Raw genomic sequence first — 15,634 nt, forward strand, 5'->3', positions numbered from 1 at the left:
CATGTCGAACTGGTCGTTCGCGGACGCGGCGGACCGAGCCACCATCGCGAGGGACGTCGGCTCGCTCCTGCTCATCGAGGCCGCGATGATGGTAGCCAGCGTCGCCGTCGCGCTCGTAGCGCGCGAGTTCTACGCGGCCCTGGGCTTCCTGCTCGCCGGCGGCGTGACCGCCGCGGTCGGCGGGTTCGCCAACCGCAGGTACGCAGACGCTCCAACGCCCCGGATGAAACACGGGATGGTCATCGCGGCGAGCGGGTGGCTGCTGGTCGCGGCGTTCGGTGCGCTCCCGCTGTTCCTCACCGCGTGGGTGACACCGCCCGCCGCCATGGACGCCTTCGTGGCGGCGGGCGCGAACACCGCGAACTGGGACGCGATTTCGGTCGGCGGGACGACGACGTTCTCCAGTCTCGCGTACTTCCGGAACCCGCTGCACGCGCTCTTCGAGAGCATGAGCGGGTGGACGGGCAGCGGACTGACGATGGCGGTCCACGAGCCGACACTCCCCCGCGCCGTCCAGTGGTGGCGGTCGTTCATCCAGTGGGTCGGCGGGGTCGGCGTGGTGGTGCTCACCGTCTCCATTCTCTCGCGGCCGGGGAGCGGAAGTTACGCGCTCTACCGCAGTGAAGCCCGGGAGAAGAAGATCCACCCGAGCGTGGTCTCTACGGTCCGCACCGTCTGGAAGCTCGTGCTCGCGTACACGGTGGTGGCGACACTCCTGCTGTTCGCTGCTATTCGGGCGAGCGAGTACGGCGGCCACCTTCCGCTGTGGGAGGCGGGCTGGCAGGCGCTCAATCACGCGATGACCGGCCTGACGACGGGCGGATTCAGCGTGACGGACAACTCGATTGCGACGTACAACTCGCCGCTGGTCGAGGCCGCGTTGCTCCCCATCATGATCGCCGGCGCGGTCGCGTTCCCGATACACTACGTCGCGTTGCGCGACCGCGACCTCGGCGCGCTCGTGTCGGACCTTCAGACCCGCTGGCTGTTCGTCCTGCTCGCAGGGGGCGCGCTCGTCCTCGCCCTCCAGAACGCGCTGACCGTGCCCGCGGTGACCGACGCGTTCGCCACGCAGTCGTTCGTCTCGCTCCCGCGCGTCGACCCCCAGCAAATCGATGCGATTCGGGACTCCGTCTTCCAGTGGGTGAGCGCGCTCACGTGCACGGGCTTCCAGTCGGCGCCCGTCGGCAAGTGGGTCGCCGGCGGGAAACTGCTCGTCGTCGGCGCGATGGTGGTCGGTGGCGCCGCCGGGTCGACCGTCGGCGGCATCAAGATCATCCGAGCGTACACCGTCGTTCGTGGCATCATCTGGCAGTTCTCGCGGGTGTTCCTGCCGAAGAACGCCGTCGTCGTCGCGCACATCGGCGACCGCACGCTCGACCGCACCGAGATGGAACACGAGTTCAGCGAGGCCGCCATCGTCACGCTCCTCTGGGTACTCCTGCTCGTCGCCACCAGCCTCGTCCTCGTGAACGTCGCCGCGCCCGAGTTCGGCTACGCTGACGCGCTGTTCGAGGTGGCGAGCTCGCAGGGCAACGTCGGCCTCTCCACCGGCATCACGGGCCCCGAAATGCCCGCGCTCGCGGAAGGGATGTTCGTCCTGAACATGTGGGTCGGTCGCCTCGAAATCATCCCGGTTCTCGTGTTCCTCCGCGCCACCGTCTACGGGCTAGACCCGTGACTGGCGTGGTGGTTTCAGCCTCCAGTTACCACCGGAGACGGCTCGAAACAGGCTCGTTCAGAACAGGCGGGAGAGTACGGATTCGTCCGTCTTTCGATGCACCGTCAGCACGGGTCCCGACTCGCTGTCCTGTCTGACCTCGTCCGTCGTGGAGCCGAAGAGGAACCGTCTGAGTTTCCCCTTCTCGGGCGCGCCAACTATCGTCATATCGTGGTAGCCGGAGTGGTCGATGATCTCGTTCGCCGGATCGGACGCCCGGACGACGTGGTGGTCGACGTCGACGCCGTCGTCGAGCCGATAGTCGTAGGCGTCGAGTAGATTCCTGGCGTCGACTTCCTCGCGTTCCGTGGCGTCTTCCGGAACGACGTGGAACAGTTCGATCCAGCAGTCGGCGGCTCTGGCGATCGCCTCCGCGATTCTCGTCGCGAGTCCCGAGTGGGGCCCTCTGGCAACGGGAACCAGAATACTCGACGGCGACTCGAATCGATCCATTCTCGTTCCGACGACGGTGTGACACCCCTTCGCGACCGTCGTCTCGTCCCGGCCTCGCGAGAAGAAACGCGTCTCGTCACGGTCGACGACGGTCGTCGTTATCGAATGCGAGTCGACGAACGAGTCGAGGAGCCCCCGTGAGTACGACAGTTGCGTCTGCGTGACGGGGATGGAGAATCTGTCGCGGATCTCCATCTTCTGTTCCGCTTCGTCGCGGAGTTCGTCCGAACTGGTAGCCCCGTCCGAATCGGGGGCGTACAACAGGTACAGTTCGCCGTCGACCCCGAACGTGATGTTCGCGCCGAGCAGACTCGTCTCCCGCTCGTTCACAGCGTCACAGAACGGGACGAGGATGCGCTGGTCGTCCGCTGGCCAGTCCAGGTCCTCGTGGCCGACTACCTGGGGCCACGGACGGTCCCCCGAGTTGATGCTCATTGGCAGGGGTTGGGAGCACAGCGCAATAAAACACCACCCGGATAGAGCCACGGTCGTCTCGGTAATCTACGGTTGGTCGTGGTGTACAGTGAGGCGATTCACCTGGTGATTCCAGCCAGAGTGACTATCCAGAGGTGGACGTGCGCCGTCAAAGCCGTTAGGACCGCCAGTACGTGTTCGTGAAGAGCACGAGCACGGGGATGATTTCGAGGCGGCCGACCCACATCAGGCCGACCATGAGGAGTTTCGAGGCGTCCGTGAACACGAGGTAGTTGCTCATCGGGCCGACGACGCCAAAGCCCGGACCAACGTTCCCGAGGGTCGCCGCGACCGCGCTCGTCGACTCGAAGGCGGTGACCGTCGCGGAGACGCGTCCGGAGTCGACGACGACGAAGACGCTTCCAACCACGAACAGCGCGAAGTAGAACGCGGTGAACGCGTAGATGCCGCGGACGCCGCGTTCGTCGAGCGCGCGCCCGCCGAGCCGGATTGGCTTGACGGCGTCCGGGTGAACGGTGGCGAACAGTTCGCGCTTGAGGGATTTCATGATGACGAGCCAGCGCACCATCTTCACCGCGCCGCCGGTGCTGCCGGCGCTCCCGCCGAGGAACAGCGCGAAGAACAACACGAGTTTCGCGGGCCAACTCCACGCGGTGAAGTCCATGCTCGCGTACCCGGTGGTGGTGATGATGGACGTCGCCTGGAACGCGGCGTGCCGGAGCGAAGCCTCGAGGTTGCCGGCGACCGGCCCGACGGCGTCCGTGACGTCGAGTGTAGGGCCCGTGAACAGGATGGCCGCGAGGATGGCCGTGACGGCGCCGAGCACGCCGACGTAGAACCGGAACTCGCTGTCCTCGAGGGGGTCCTCGAAGTCGCCCTGGAGGACGTGCCAGAACAGCGCGAAGTTCGTCCCCGCCGCGACCATGAACGGGATGATGAGCCACTGGACGGCGGCGGAGAACGCCTCGATGGAGCGCGCCTCCGGGCTGAATCCGCCGGTCGCCATCGTCGTGAACCCGTGCGAGACGGCGTTGTACAGACCCATATCGGGGGCGAGTCCGGCGGCGTTGAGGCCGTACAGCAACACGATCTCGAGGGCGGTGATGCCGGCGTACGCGAGCCACAGCGCGCGCGCGGTCTCCGCGATGCGGGGCGTGAGCTTCTGGATGCCCGGGCCGGGCGCTTCGGCGTCCATGAGTTGCGCGCCGCCGACGGAGAGTTCCGGGAGGATGGCGACCGCGAGCACGACAATCCCCATGCCGCCGAGCCACTGCGTGAGCTGTCGCCACAGCAGGATGGCGTGGGAGTGGGCGTCGAACGAGATGGTTCCCATCACCGTCGCCCCCGTCGTGGTGAACCCGCTCATCGTCTCGAACAGCGCGTTCACCGGGTTCCCGAGCGTCGACGTAGGTGCCGTCGGCTCCACGACCGGCGGGATGCCGTGGGCGGCGAAGAGGTACGGAAGCGCGCCGACCACGCTCACCGCCAGCCAGGTCGACGCCACCATCAGAAACCCCTCGCGCGCGCCCATCTCCTCGGGGTCACCCACGGACTCGAGGGCCGTCCCGAGTGCGAGCGCCACCAGAATGGTCGCGCCGAACGCCGCGAGGCCGCCGTCACCGTAGTAGAGTGCGACCAGAACGGGCAACACCAGCGGAACCGAGAGCCACTTCACGACGGTGCCGACGAGCGCCAGACTCGCCCGCCAGTTCACGCGCAGCGTCATAGCTTCGACGTGACCTCGTCGATCGCGTCCGCGTGGACGAACGCGACGACGTGGTCGCCCACCTCTACGACGGTTTCGCCGCGGGGCGTGACGTACTCGCCGTCACGCGTGATAGCGCCGACGACGACGCCCGCGGGCAGGTCACCGACCACGTCCTGGATGGCGTGGCCCGCCAGTACGCTCTGGTCGTCCACCTCGATCTCGACGATCTCCGCCCCGCCGGGGCCGACGATGGCGACGTTCTCCGCGCGGCGCTCGCGCGTGAACCGCGTGATCTCCTCGGCGGTGACCTGGCGGGGGTTCACGGCGACGTCGACGCCGACCGCCTCGAACAACTCGACGTACCGCGCGCGCTCGACCACGGCGATGGCGCGGGTCGCGCCGAGGCGTTTTGCGAGCAGCGCCGCGAGCAGACTGCGTTCGTCGCTCCCGAGCGTCGCGACCACCACGTCCGCCTCGTCGACGTGCTCGCGAGAGAGGAAGTCGGGGTCGGTGCCGTCGTTCGAGAACACCGTGGCCGCGGGCACGCGGTCCGCGAGTTCGCGCGCGCGGTCCTCGTCCGACTCCACGATGCGCACCGAGAGGCCGCGGTCCACGAGCAACTCCGCGGTGAGCGCGCCCGTCGTGCTGCCGCCGACGATTACGACGTCCTCGACCTCCTGTGCGGCGGCGGGGTCGACGGCGCGCGCGAACTCGCGGACGCTCGCCGGTCGCCCGACGACGATCACCCTGTCCCCGCCCGCTATCGTCGTGTCCCCGGTGGGGATGTCGATGTCGTCGCCGTTGCGGACGACCGCGACGAACGTCAGCGCCTCGAAACGGTCGGCCTCCGCGACGGTCTCGCCGGCGAGTGGACTGTCCGCGGGTACGTCGAACTCCGCCATCTGCACCTTACCGTCCGCGAACGGGTCGACGTCGTGTGCGGTCGGAAGGTCGACGACGCGGACGATGGCCTCCGCCGCGAGCAACTCCGTGCACACCAGGAAGTCCACGCCGAACGCGCCGCGGTGTCGCTGCCACGTGTCGAGATACGACGTCTCCTCGACGCGCGCGATGGTGAACGCGTCGCTCACCGTCTTCACGGTGCCACAGGTGGCGAGGTTCGTCTCGTCGTCGTCCGTGCTGGCGATGACGACGTCCGCCTGTTCGACTTCCGCCTCCGCGAGCGTGTCGAGGTCGGTTCCGTCGCCAGTCACCGCGAGTACGTCCAGGGAGTACGTGAGTGAATCCACGCGCTCGGGGTCGACGTCCACGACGACGACCTCGTGGGCGTCTGCGAGGCTGGCTGCGATACTTGACCCGACCTCGCCCGCGCCCACGACGAGGATGCGCATCAGTCGGAGCCACCTCTTTGCATACGTCCTCGTCCGTCTGCCCCGTCAATAGCCCTTCGGAAGAATCTGCACAGCCGTTCGGAGGCACCTGAAACGTTTATGGTAAGACAGCCCACATTACCGCCAATGAGACGCGGCTCCAACGCGGTCCGGGTGTTGCTCGTGGAGGACGACGACACCCAGGCCGACCTCACCGCGTCGTTCCTCGAGCGCGAGGACGACGCGTTCGCCGTCACCACGCGTTCCGCCGCCGAACCGGCGCTCGAACACCTCCAGGACGGCGAGGTCGACTGCGTCGTCAGCGACCACGACATGCCGGGGAAGAACGGCCTGGAACTCCTCGACGCCGTCCGTGGCGTCGACCCCGACCTGCCGTTCGTGTTGTTCACCGGGAAGGGCAGCGAGGAGATCGCGAGCGACGCCATCTCCGCGGGCGTCACCGACTACCTCCAGAAGGAGGGCGGCAGCGACCAGTACGCGGTGCTCGCGAATCGCGTGCGCAACGCCGTCGAGAAGCGGCGCTCTCAGCGCGCGCTCCGCGAGGAGAAACACCGCCTCGAGCAGGTGCTCGCCACCACACCCGGGTCCGTGGTGTTCACGCCCGACGGCGGCGTCGTCTCCGCGACCGACCGCGCCCGCGCCACCCTCGGCCTCGACGGCGACGACGCGCCCGACCGGGAGCTCGCGTCCATCGACAACGGCATCGACGAGGAACCGGACTGGGAGCTCACCACCATCGACGGCGACCCGATTCCGGACGACGACCACCCCGCCACCCGGGTCGCGCGCTCCGGACAGCCGCTCCACGGTGTTCGCCTCGGCGTCGTGTGGCCGGACGGCTGGCGGAAGTATCTCGTGATGCACTGCGCGCCGCTGTTCGAGGACGGTGAGGTCGATCGCGTCGTCGCCTCCTTCACCGACATCACGGACCGCGTCGAGCGCGAGCGAACGCTAGAGCGCACGCAGACCGTCATCGAGGCGGTCGGCGACGCCGTCTACACGGTCGACGAGAACGGCGCGTTCGCGTTCGTCAACGATGCGTTCGAGGAGATGTTCGACGCGGACCGCGAGAATCTGCTCGGCACCACGGTCGCAGAGCTCGCCGAACGTGGCGATTTCGGACCTCAGGCTGTCTCGCGGTACCAGGACGCTGTCCGCGATCTGGTCGCCGCGAGTTCTCCGGACGCGCGGCGGCGCTTCGAGTTCCGCGTCCGCCGCGCCGGGATCGACGACGACCGCGTGTTCGAGTGCCATCTCGCACTCCGGCCGAACGACGGCGGGTTCCGGGGCACCATCGGGGCCGTCCGCGACGTCACCGAGCAGAAGCGACGCGAGCGCGAACTCGAGGTCCAGAACGACCGCCTCGCGGAGTTCACCAACGTCGTGAGCCACGACCTCCGGAGTCCGTTGAACGTCGCGACCGGGTGGCTCGAGCGCTACCGCGAGACCGGCGACGAGGCCGCACTCGATCGCGTCGAACGCTCCCACGACCGGATGACCGAGATACTCGACGAACTGCTCGCGCTCGCGCGAAACGGCCCGGACGCCCACGACACCGACGAGGTGGCCCTCGAGGCGGTCTGTGCGTCCGCGTGGGCGTCGGTCACCACCGAAGACGCCAGCCTCGGCGTCGACGCCGCTGGTGCGACCGTCGAAGCCGCCGAGAGCCGCCTCCAGGAACTGTTCGAGAACCTCTTCGCGAACGCGCTGGAACACGTCGGCTCCGGGGCCGCTGTGCGCGTCGGCCTGCTCGAGGACGATGACGGCTTCTACGTCGCGGACGACGGTCCCGGCATCCCCGCGGTCGAACGCGACGAGGTGTTCGAGATGGGGCACACGACGAGCGAGGACGGCACCGGGTTCGGGCTCGCCATCGTCGAACAGGTCGCCGACGCCCACGACTGGACCGTCCGGCTCACCGAGAGCGAGGCCGACCCGGAGAGCGACACGGAGTGGGCGGGCGGCGCGCGCTTCGAGTTCGTGACGGCCAGCGAAAACGAGCAGACCCCGCCGCCTACGACGACCGAGTGACCGCGCGAGCCACGCGCTCGCGGTCGAACAACTGCTCCTCGGGGGGAATCTCGGGGTACGCCGCGCCGTCCTCGTACTCCGGCCATTCGCCGAACCGCTCGGGGTAGAGCTGTTTTGCGGTCATCTCGGTCTGGAAGAGATTCATCAGCGGCCCCTGGTAGCGCATCCCCGAGGCGTACACGCGGTCGTTCTTCACCGCGGAGAGGCGCTTGCCGGCTGTGTGACTGCGGAGGTTCTCGCGCACGGTCGCCATGTCGTAGTTCGGTGTCGTCCCCCACAGGTGGAGGATGACGTCCGGGTCGGCGTCGAGCATCGTCTCGTAGCCGACCGTCCCCCAGAGCGAGGACCAGTCCTGGTCGGCGAACGCGTCCCGCGCGCCGAGCGGGCGCGTGTCCGCGAGCCAGTACCCGGGCTTGTTCAGGTGGTACGTGTAGAAGGAGTCGTCACTCAGCGTGACGCGGACCGCAGTCGGGCGCTCGGCCTTCGGCGGGAGGTTCGACTCGATGTGGGCGAGCATCTCCTCGCGCACCGCGTTCAGTTCGCGGTAGCGAGCGCGCTCCTGGAACACGTCCGCGACTCGGCCGAACAGCGTCCAGAGGTCGTAGAACTCGTAGGCGTCCTGGTAGCCGGCGGGCGGGTCGTCGTGGGTGCCGCTGTAGAAGTTCCCGAACCACGGGCCGATGCTCCGCGCGATGCCGTCGATGTCCTCCTCGGTCCAGCCGTCCTGGGCCGAGACGTACGCGGGGTCGATGAAGTGGACGTCGCTGTTGAGCGCGTACAGTTGCTCCTTGTTCAGGCCGTCGGCCAGCGGGTCCGGGAGCCCCTCCCAGTCGAAGGAGACGCCCTCAGAACTCGGAGAGTTCTGATGGGCTGCATCAGACGCCTGTGGCGTCTGATGAACGCCGTCGAGGCGGTCGTAGTAGTGGTTCATCGTCGTGCCGGACATCTCCGGCACGTAGAGGGCGTTGACCGCGTCGCCGTGTCCGAGCGCGACGGCCATGTCGGCGTACTGCGGGAACGCGACGAACGCGCTCTCGGGGACACTGGAGAACTCGACGTCCCCGACCGGCGCCATCGAGGCGGTGTACGAGGTATCGTCAGTCTGGGTCTCGTCGCCGTCTGGCGACCCGGAGCCGGCCGTGTTCGTCGGTTGCGTACAGCCCGCGAGCAGTCCGCCTGCGAGAACCGCTCCCGTGCCCCGGACGTACTCCCGTCGCGTCGGTGTCGTGTGGCGCGTCGTTTCTGAATTCATGGTTTTAGGCTAGCCTAAACACACATATTCGTTCGGATTTCACGCGACGGCCCCCGACCCACGCCACGGGCGTGCCGGACCGCCGACTCCTACTCGCCGTCCGCGGACGGCCACTGCCGAGCGTCGGACTCGACGAGGCCGAGCAGCAACCGACGGCGCCCGGTCAGGTCGGCCACCGACGACTCGAACTCGCGGTCAGGCGCGACCGGGACGCCCGCGTCTCGGATCGCATCGACGTCCGGTGGTGGGGGCGCCCGGTCCGCGGGCTCGACGAACGAACTACTGAGCACCTCGAGGTAGTTCTTGACGCTCGCCCGCGCGTTCCCGACGATGGCCTCGCTCGGGCGGTCCCGCTCGGTGACCCCGAAATGGAGCATCGTCAGTGCCTCGTCGAGCGCGGCGACGGCCACGACCGGCGCCGTCTCCGGTTGCCCGCTGTGGAAGTAGTGAACGATCGGATACGCCCGGTGGTTCGACGTGAGCGTGTTGAGTTGCTCCGTGAACGTGTTCAACGGTAGCTCCAGGCCCTCGAACGCCTCGCCGTTCCAGCCCGCTCGAACGATCTCGTCCCCCCGCATTCCGAGTCCGGTCACGCCGCTCGCGAACGACCGCTTCTGGGTGACCGCGTCCAGCACCGAGATCACGTAGGTGATGCTGAGAGTGACGAACAGCATACCGCTTCCCGTGGCGAGAGCAGTGACGACCTGCCAGACGCCGTCCCGGGGAGCGAAGTCTCCGTTCCCCATCGTGAATATCGTGTAGCCAGTGAAGTAGATCCGTTCGTACCACGAAATCGGGCCCGAATCGATGGTGTCCCGCAGGGCGTTCGTGGCGCCCGCGAAGACGAGCGTCCACCCACCCCAGAGCAGCAGAATCCACATCGCGAGCCCGAGCACGAGCATCAGCGGCCCGGAAATGGTGAGTAGCCGGGAGTTCTCCCCGCCGACTCGTCGTAACGCCCGCCACGTCACCGTCATCAGTCCCATCGTGAACGGGCCAGCGCTCCCGTCGACCCAGAGTGTCGTCCACAGCAGGTCGACGACGACAGCCACGAGAACCACGACGCCGAGAACGAGGAGGGCGAAGTTCACGTCACGTCCGCCCCCGTTCGTTCCCACCGCGCCACCGCCCAGTCTTCCGGTTCCAGACAGTCGAGCGGGATGTCATACAGTCGGGTTCGTTCCCGGGCCTGAAAGGTTACTATTTCCGAGTTGTTTCCAGATAGATCACCGATAAGACGGGTTGTGAAGAGCACAGACCGGCACGTTCGGGACCGGCACAGCGTTCGAAGAATGAAGAACGGAACGCGACGGTCAGTCGTCGCCGCCGCCGAACATGTCCCGCATCATCGGATGCATCTCCATGAGCTGCTCCTCGGCGATCTCCTCGTACAGTTTGTACGTGATAGAGATCGTGAGCAGCAGACCCGTCCCGGAGACGTTCCCGATGGTGCCGAGCATGTTCGCCAGCACCGCGAGCAGGCCGACGAGCGCGCCGCCGAGCACGGTGACCTGCGGGATGTACCGCTCCATCACCTTCTCGATGACGCCGAGGTTCTTCCGGAACCCCGGAATCTGCATCCCGGAGTTCTGAATCTGTTTGGCGGTGGACTCGGGACCCATGTCGGCGGTCTCCACCCAGAAGATGGCGAAGATAGCGCCGCCGATGATCATGAAGGTCAGGTCGATCGCGACCCGAAGCATGATCTGCCAGGGTTCCGCGGTCGTACCGCCGAGCCACCACATCCAGCTCTGGCGGTTGTAGATCGGCGCGAGATAGTAGAATATCCCGCTAACCGCCTGACCGTCGGCGTACACGCCGAGCCAGTCGGGCATCCCGCCCGGTCCAAGGACCGAGACGAGGATCTGGCCGAAGAACTGGATGTTCGCCTGCAGCGCGCGCACGAGGATCATCGGCAGAACGCTCGCGTAGATGAGCTTCACGGGGAACCGACCACGTGCGCCCTTCACGCGGGCGTGACTCAGCGGGATCTCGACGCGAACGCTCTCCGCGTACACGACGACCACGTAGATGAGGACCGTCGTGATGAGTCCGAGGATGCCCGCCTGGATGAGCAGGAAGGACAACCCGTCGACGGACAGCAGCGGCGGGATGCTCGGCGCGTTCCCGAGCGCGATGTCGAACCACGTCGGAATGAGCCCCTGGCTGCCGATGCCGCCCTGCCAGAACAGCAGGCCACCGACGAGGCTCTGGCTCACGCCAGCGACGATGAACAGCCCGATACCGGAGCCGACGCCCCACTTCGAGATGACCTCGTCCATGAACAGCAGGAGGACGGCACCAGCCGCTATCTGTGCGAAGATGAGCACCTGTACGCCGAAGATGCCGACGCCCAGCGAATTCGCGAGCGAGGCGCTCGGCGTCAGGAAGTTCCCGAGGAACACCATCGGAATCCCCGTCAGGCAGATCATCACGAGTACCAGGAACTTCTGGAGCCCCTGGTAGATGGCCTGGTCACGGGGGTCGTTGTTCGTGTCCAACCCGAGTAGATTCGCACCGCCGAGCAACTGCAGAACGATGCTCGCCGTGACGATGGGGCCGATGCCGAGTTGCAGCACCGTCCCCTGACCGCCAGCGAGCAGACTTCGGAACTGACCGAAGAGGTCGCTACCGGCGCCGGTGTCGATGCCCCAGAGCGTGACGTTCGTCAGGAAGAAGTACAGGACGAGTACGCCGGCCGTCCAGTACATCTTCCGGCGGAACGGAACGTGTCCCTCCGGACGCTCCACTGCGGGCATTCGCGTGAGGACCGGCGCAGCAGTCTCCTTCCATCCCATGGCTTACTCCTCGTCGTCCGCGTCGGCCTCGTCGTCCTCGCTTTCAGCGCGGTCCGAGACGACGGCGTCGCCGCCCTCGCTCTCGATGAGTTCGACCGCACCGTCAGTGAACGCGTCAGCCGTCACTTCGAATCGTTCGTGTACCTGTCCGCCGCCGAGCACCTTCACCACGTCGGCATCCCAGCCGTCCTCGGCGACGTCACGGGCGTCGACTCGGTAGCCGTCGTCGGTCTCCTCGGCGACGCCGTCCTCGATCAGCAGTGCGACGTCCTCGTCGAGTTTCTGGACGGGGACCTCGCGAACGTCGACCTGAGTCTTCTCCGGGCGCTTGAAGCCGCTCTTGCCGACCGATTCGTAGTTGTGGAACTCGTGTTTCTTGCGACCAGCGCGTCCGCGGCCGCCGCGGTTGCCCGCGCCGCGTCGGTTCTTGTGGGAACCGCCGCCGTGCGTGCGTGAGCCGCGCTGTCGTCGTTTCTTGTCAGTCATGGTTAGCGCATGTCGGTGAGGAGACTGTCGATCTCCTCGGTGGTGTGCTTGCCGAGCTCGCCGCCCTCGCTGACCGGGTGTTTCAGGCCGTCGTGCCCGCCGCGCGGCGGGTGCAGACGGAGCACCGGCGACAGACCGGCGTCGCGCAGCGTCGTCTCCTCGTCGAGGAGCGCGTCCGCGAGCGAAGCCACGTCGTCGTAGTCGGTGTTCTCGGCCACCCACTCGTCGTCGATGGTGGCGTCACCCTCGACGGGTTCACCGCGGCTCTCGACGAGCGACGCGAGCACGTCCGCGCTCGGCTCACCGAACGCGACGTAGTCGTTGACCTTCGCCACCATACCGGTGTAGGTGTCGGTCTCCGGGACGAGCGCGCAGTGGTTCACGCTGTGGATGTTCAGCATCTCCAGCGTGTCCTCGACGGTCGTCTGCATGTCCACTTCGCCGCGAACCTGCACGACCGCTTTCATCACTCGATCACCTCACGCTCCTCGCGGGCGTGCTGTGGGACGCGAGCCTCCGTGGTCGCACGGAGCGCGTTGAACGTCGCCTTCGCGAAGTTCACCGTCGTCCGGGTCTTCCCCGCCGAGCGCGTCCAGATGTCCTCGATGCCGGCGAGTTCCAGCACGTTGCGAACGGTCTCACCGCCCGCGAGGCCGAGGCCACGCGGCGCGGGAATCAACTCGACTTCGACGCTGCCCGCGGTGCCGGTCGTGCGGAGCGCGACGGTGTGGGGTCGCCCACAGCCACACTCCCACGAACCGCAGCCGCGAGAGACGTCGATGATGTTCAGCTTCGCGACCTCGATCGCCTTCTGGATGGCGCCGCCGACCTGGTCGTCTCGACCCTCGGCGTAGCCGACGTAACCGTCGCGGTTACCGACCGCGACGACGCAGCGGAACTTCACCCGTCGACCGGAGTCGGTCATGCGCTGGACCATGTTGATGTCCAGCACTTCGTCGTCGAGCCCCGGAATGAGGTTGTCGACAATCTCCGGCTCCTTCAGCGGGAGTCCGCTCTCGAGGGCGTCGGACATGTCGTCGATGTCCCCCTCCTGTACGAGGCGACCCAGGCGCGTCTTCGGTTCCCAGGTGTCGTTGTAGCCCATATGTTAGTCCTCCTGAATGGCCTCCCGCACCGAATCGAAGTGGTCGGGAAGCTCGGTTGCGTCGAACTCACCACTGTAAAGCGGCTCGTCGAGCGATTCTGCGTAGTCGGCGATGTGTTCGCCCCGCGTGCGCGACCAGTCCGCGAGGACCGAGTCGTTGTGCGGAACGTCCAGGCCGGCGTCGATGACGCCCTCCTGTACTGCGAACACTTTCGAGCCCTCCGTCGCGGAGTTGAGGCCGATGTCGAGCACGGCCTGCTCTGCTCCCGCGTCGAGTGCGCGTTTGCCGGCGAGTAGCCCAGTGAGGTACGCGCTCGGGAGATTGCCCGTGGGGGCCTCCCAGCCGTACTCCGCCAGGTCGCCGGAGTGTGCACTCGCGAGCGTCTCGTCGCCGTTCGGACCGGTCACGACCAGCTGCGCCGTGACGTGCTTGTTGCTCTTTCGGGCAACGAGCCGAGGTTTCCCTGACTTCAGGAGGCGCAACCTCTGATGGTAGTCGGTCCGGACCTCACGGCGTCGCCGCATCGGCACCTTGTATCGTGGTCCTGTTGCCATCAGTTTTCACCGTAGTGTTCGTCGATGTAGTTTTTCATACGGCGCACGCTGTCGAACTCGCCGCCCTTCGACATGTTGTACAGTTCCCTGTACTGACTCGAGGTGAGGTCGCCCTCATCCCGGAGTTCGCGGAGCGTGCGTCGCTGCGCGCGGATGCGTGACTGCCAGTCTTTCTTCTCGTCCTCGCGAGCGCCCTTGCTGCCCTTCCGGGAGCCAGGGCCCTTGCGGTGACCGTAGGAACGCTTCTCGTCACGCTCGCGTGCGCGACCGCGCGAGTTGCCGCGCGATTCCTCGTCGTCTATCGTGCCCTCGTCGACGAGTTCGCGGATGTCCTCTCGGGTGATCGCCTCCGCGATCTCGCTCTGGGCCTCGGGGTCGAACCAGACGCGGTTCTTGCCGACGTCGAGGACGTCGGCCGCGAGCCGCTTCTGGGCGCTCAGATCACTCATTGTCTACCTCCACTTCGACGTAGGTCGGATTCAGAACGCGGATGTCGCGCTCCTCGGCCTCCTCCTCGATGCGTTCGCGCTTGCGTGCGCCAACCTTCGAGGCGATGCGAGCGGCCTCCGTGTCCGAGTCGATACCCTCGAGGTCGTCCGCGTTGTGCACGCGGACCTCCTCGAAGCCGCTCGGGTGCTTGCCACGGACCGCTTTCGGCGTGCGGAAGCCCGCCTCCACGGTGTCGCCCTTCCCTTTGATGCCGCGGCGCTGCTTGGACAGCGTGCCCTTCGGGCGGCGCCACGACTTGGGTGTCCGCTTTTTCTTGTGGTAGTCCTGGCGGTTGAACTGGGGCTTCCCGACGCGGCTGCGCTGCGTGAGCAGGCGCTGCTCGTTATCGGTGAGCTCCGGCGTCTTCTCGGTGAGACCGCGGGGACGGAGCTCCGTCTCCACGTCCTCTTCGGTCTCCTCGGTTTCCTCGGGTTCGGCCTCCTCGACCTCCGCCTCGGTCTCCGATTCGACCTCGAGTCCGCCAACGTCGGCCTTGATACGCGCAGCGAGCGCGTTGCCGACGCCATCTACTTCCGCCAGTTCGCTCTGGCTCGCGGCCTTCACGTCCTCGACGGACTCGTAGCCCGCCTCCGCGAGCGTCTCGGCCTTCGACGGCCCGACGCCCGAGACGTCCTCGAGCGATTCGGGGGCGTCCTCGGCCTGCTGTTCTGCCTCGGCGTTCACGTCGTCCTGTGTTTCGTCTGCCATCTATCAGGCACCTCCCTTCGAGGGTTTCTCGACGATGTACACGCCGTCCTGGAACACGCGCGTGTCCTTGTCGGTAACGCGCGTGAGCTGTTCGATGTCCGCGGCGGTCTGGCCGACTGCCTCCTTGCTCGGTCCGGAGAGCGTGAGCTCCTCGCCGTCCACGTCGACCTGTGTGTCGCCGCGAATCTCGGCCCGACGGGGAGCCTTCTCCCCGAGGAAGTTCTGGATGACGACTTCGTCGCCCTCCACGTCGACCTGCATCGGGAAGTGAGAGTAGTGGATCTGCATCTGGTACTCCCATCCCTCGGTAACGCCGTGAACCATGTTCGTGACGTGACTCTCGAAGGTCCCGAGCGTCGAGGACGTCTTCGCGTCCTCGATGTCACTCTCGACGACGATGGTGTCGTCCTCGACAGTGACGGATACGTCCGGGTACCAGAGTCGACGCGTCACGGACCCGTTCGGGCCCTCGACGGTGAGGTCGAGGTGGTCGACCTCAGCCGTCACGTCGTCCGGAATGTCGATTGCTACTCGTGCCATAG

At 66.8% G+C, this 15,634-nt stretch carries 15 protein-coding genes; 2 read left to right on the top strand and 13 right to left on the bottom strand.

The window, feature by feature from the left end; genetic code table 11:
* Nucleotide 1 precedes the first annotated feature (1 nt).
* Nucleotides 2–1,681 carry a potassium transporter TrkG gene (locus LT970_RS09435; RefSeq protein WP_232686214.1) on the top strand — a complete coding sequence of 560 codons (1,680 nt, stop codon included), beginning with the start codon at nt 2–4 and terminating at the stop codon, nt 1,679–1,681.
* A 57-nt stretch (nt 1,682–1,738) separates the two neighbouring features.
* Here the strand turns inward: LT970_RS09435 and LT970_RS09440 are convergent, their stop codons facing one another.
* The 3 genes from LT970_RS09440 to trkA all read right to left on the bottom strand — a co-directional run bounded on the left by LT970_RS09440 (nt 1,739) and on the right by trkA (nt 5,668).
* Entirely contained in the window at nt 1,739–2,608 is an 870-nt protein-coding gene (locus LT970_RS09440; protein ID WP_232686215.1) for a universal stress protein, read from the bottom strand.
* 157 nt (nt 2,609–2,765) lie between these two features.
* Nucleotides 2,766–4,334, bottom strand: a complete 1,569-nt coding sequence (locus LT970_RS09445; protein WP_232686216.1) for a TrkH family potassium uptake protein — start codon at nt 4,332–4,334, stop codon at nt 2,766–2,768.
* Complete coding sequence (gene trkA, locus LT970_RS09450) at nt 4,331–5,668, bottom strand: Trk system potassium transporter TrkA (protein WP_232686217.1); 1,338 nt, start codon at nt 5,666–5,668, stop codon at nt 4,331–4,333. The genes LT970_RS09445 and trkA overlap by 4 nt, the downstream gene beginning before the upstream one ends.
* Before the next feature lie 126 nt (nt 5,669–5,794).
* Here trkA and LT970_RS09455 point away from each other — a divergent pair, with 126 nt between their 5' ends.
* On the top strand, nt 5,795–7,699 hold the full coding sequence (locus tag LT970_RS09455) for a hybrid sensor histidine kinase/response regulator (protein ID WP_232686218.1): 1,905 nt from the start codon (nt 5,795–5,797) through the stop codon (nt 7,697–7,699).
* Here LT970_RS09455 and LT970_RS09460 read toward each other — a convergent pair.
* The 10 genes from LT970_RS09460 to LT970_RS09505 form a co-directional block, all read right to left on the bottom strand.
* Nucleotides 7,683–8,951, bottom strand: coding sequence for an ABC transporter substrate-binding protein (locus LT970_RS09460; RefSeq protein WP_232686219.1), 1,269 nt, complete (start codon nt 8,949–8,951; stop codon nt 7,683–7,685). The two genes, LT970_RS09455 and LT970_RS09460, sit on opposite strands and share 17 nt — an antisense overlap.
* 89 nt (nt 8,952–9,040) lie before the next feature.
* On the bottom strand, nt 9,041–10,042 hold the full coding sequence (locus LT970_RS09465) for an ion channel (RefSeq protein WP_432419614.1): 1,002 nt from the start codon (nt 10,040–10,042) through the stop codon (nt 9,041–9,043).
* A gap of 222 nt (nt 10,043–10,264) precedes the next feature.
* Nucleotides 10,265–11,749: a preprotein translocase subunit SecY gene (gene secY / locus LT970_RS09470; RefSeq protein WP_232686221.1), complete on the bottom strand. Its 1,485-nt coding sequence runs from the start codon at nt 11,747–11,749 to the stop codon at nt 10,265–10,267.
* A 3-nt stretch (nt 11,750–11,752) separates the two neighbouring features.
* Nucleotides 11,753–12,235, bottom strand: coding sequence for an uL15m family ribosomal protein (locus tag LT970_RS09475; RefSeq protein WP_232686222.1), 483 nt, complete (start codon nt 12,233–12,235; stop codon nt 11,753–11,755).
* A 2-nt stretch (nt 12,236–12,237) separates the two neighbouring features.
* Complete coding sequence (gene rpmD, locus LT970_RS09480; protein WP_232686223.1) at nt 12,238–12,702, bottom strand: 50S ribosomal protein L30; 465 nt, start codon at nt 12,700–12,702, stop codon at nt 12,238–12,240.
* Nucleotides 12,702–13,340: a 30S ribosomal protein S5 gene (locus LT970_RS09485; protein ID WP_232686224.1), complete on the bottom strand. Its 639-nt coding sequence runs from the start codon at nt 13,338–13,340 to the stop codon at nt 12,702–12,704. The genes rpmD and LT970_RS09485 overlap by 1 nt, the downstream gene beginning before the upstream one ends.
* 3 nt (nt 13,341–13,343) lie before the next feature.
* Nucleotides 13,344–13,895, bottom strand: a complete 552-nt coding sequence (locus LT970_RS09490; protein ID WP_232686225.1) for a 50S ribosomal protein L18 — start codon at nt 13,893–13,895, stop codon at nt 13,344–13,346.
* Nucleotides 13,895–14,344: a 50S ribosomal protein L19e gene (locus LT970_RS09495; RefSeq protein ID WP_232686226.1), complete on the bottom strand. Its 450-nt coding sequence runs from the start codon at nt 14,342–14,344 to the stop codon at nt 13,895–13,897. Before LT970_RS09495 ends, LT970_RS09490 begins: the two co-directional genes overlap by 1 nt.
* Nucleotides 14,337–15,092 carry a 50S ribosomal protein L32e gene (locus tag LT970_RS09500; RefSeq protein WP_232686227.1) on the bottom strand — a complete coding sequence of 252 codons (756 nt, stop codon included), beginning with the start codon at nt 15,090–15,092 and terminating at the stop codon, nt 14,337–14,339. Before LT970_RS09500 ends, LT970_RS09495 begins: the two co-directional genes overlap by 8 nt.
* Before the next feature lie 3 nt (nt 15,093–15,095).
* Nucleotides 15,096–15,632: a 50S ribosomal protein L6 gene (locus LT970_RS09505; RefSeq protein WP_232686228.1), complete on the bottom strand. Its 537-nt coding sequence runs from the start codon at nt 15,630–15,632 to the stop codon at nt 15,096–15,098.
* Nucleotides 15,633–15,634: the final 2 nt, after the last annotated feature.

Origin of the sequence: Halobacterium zhouii, assembly GCF_021249405.1 — an archaeon.
GTDB lineage: Archaea > Halobacteriota > Halobacteria > Halobacteriales > Halobacteriaceae > Halobacterium > Halobacterium zhouii.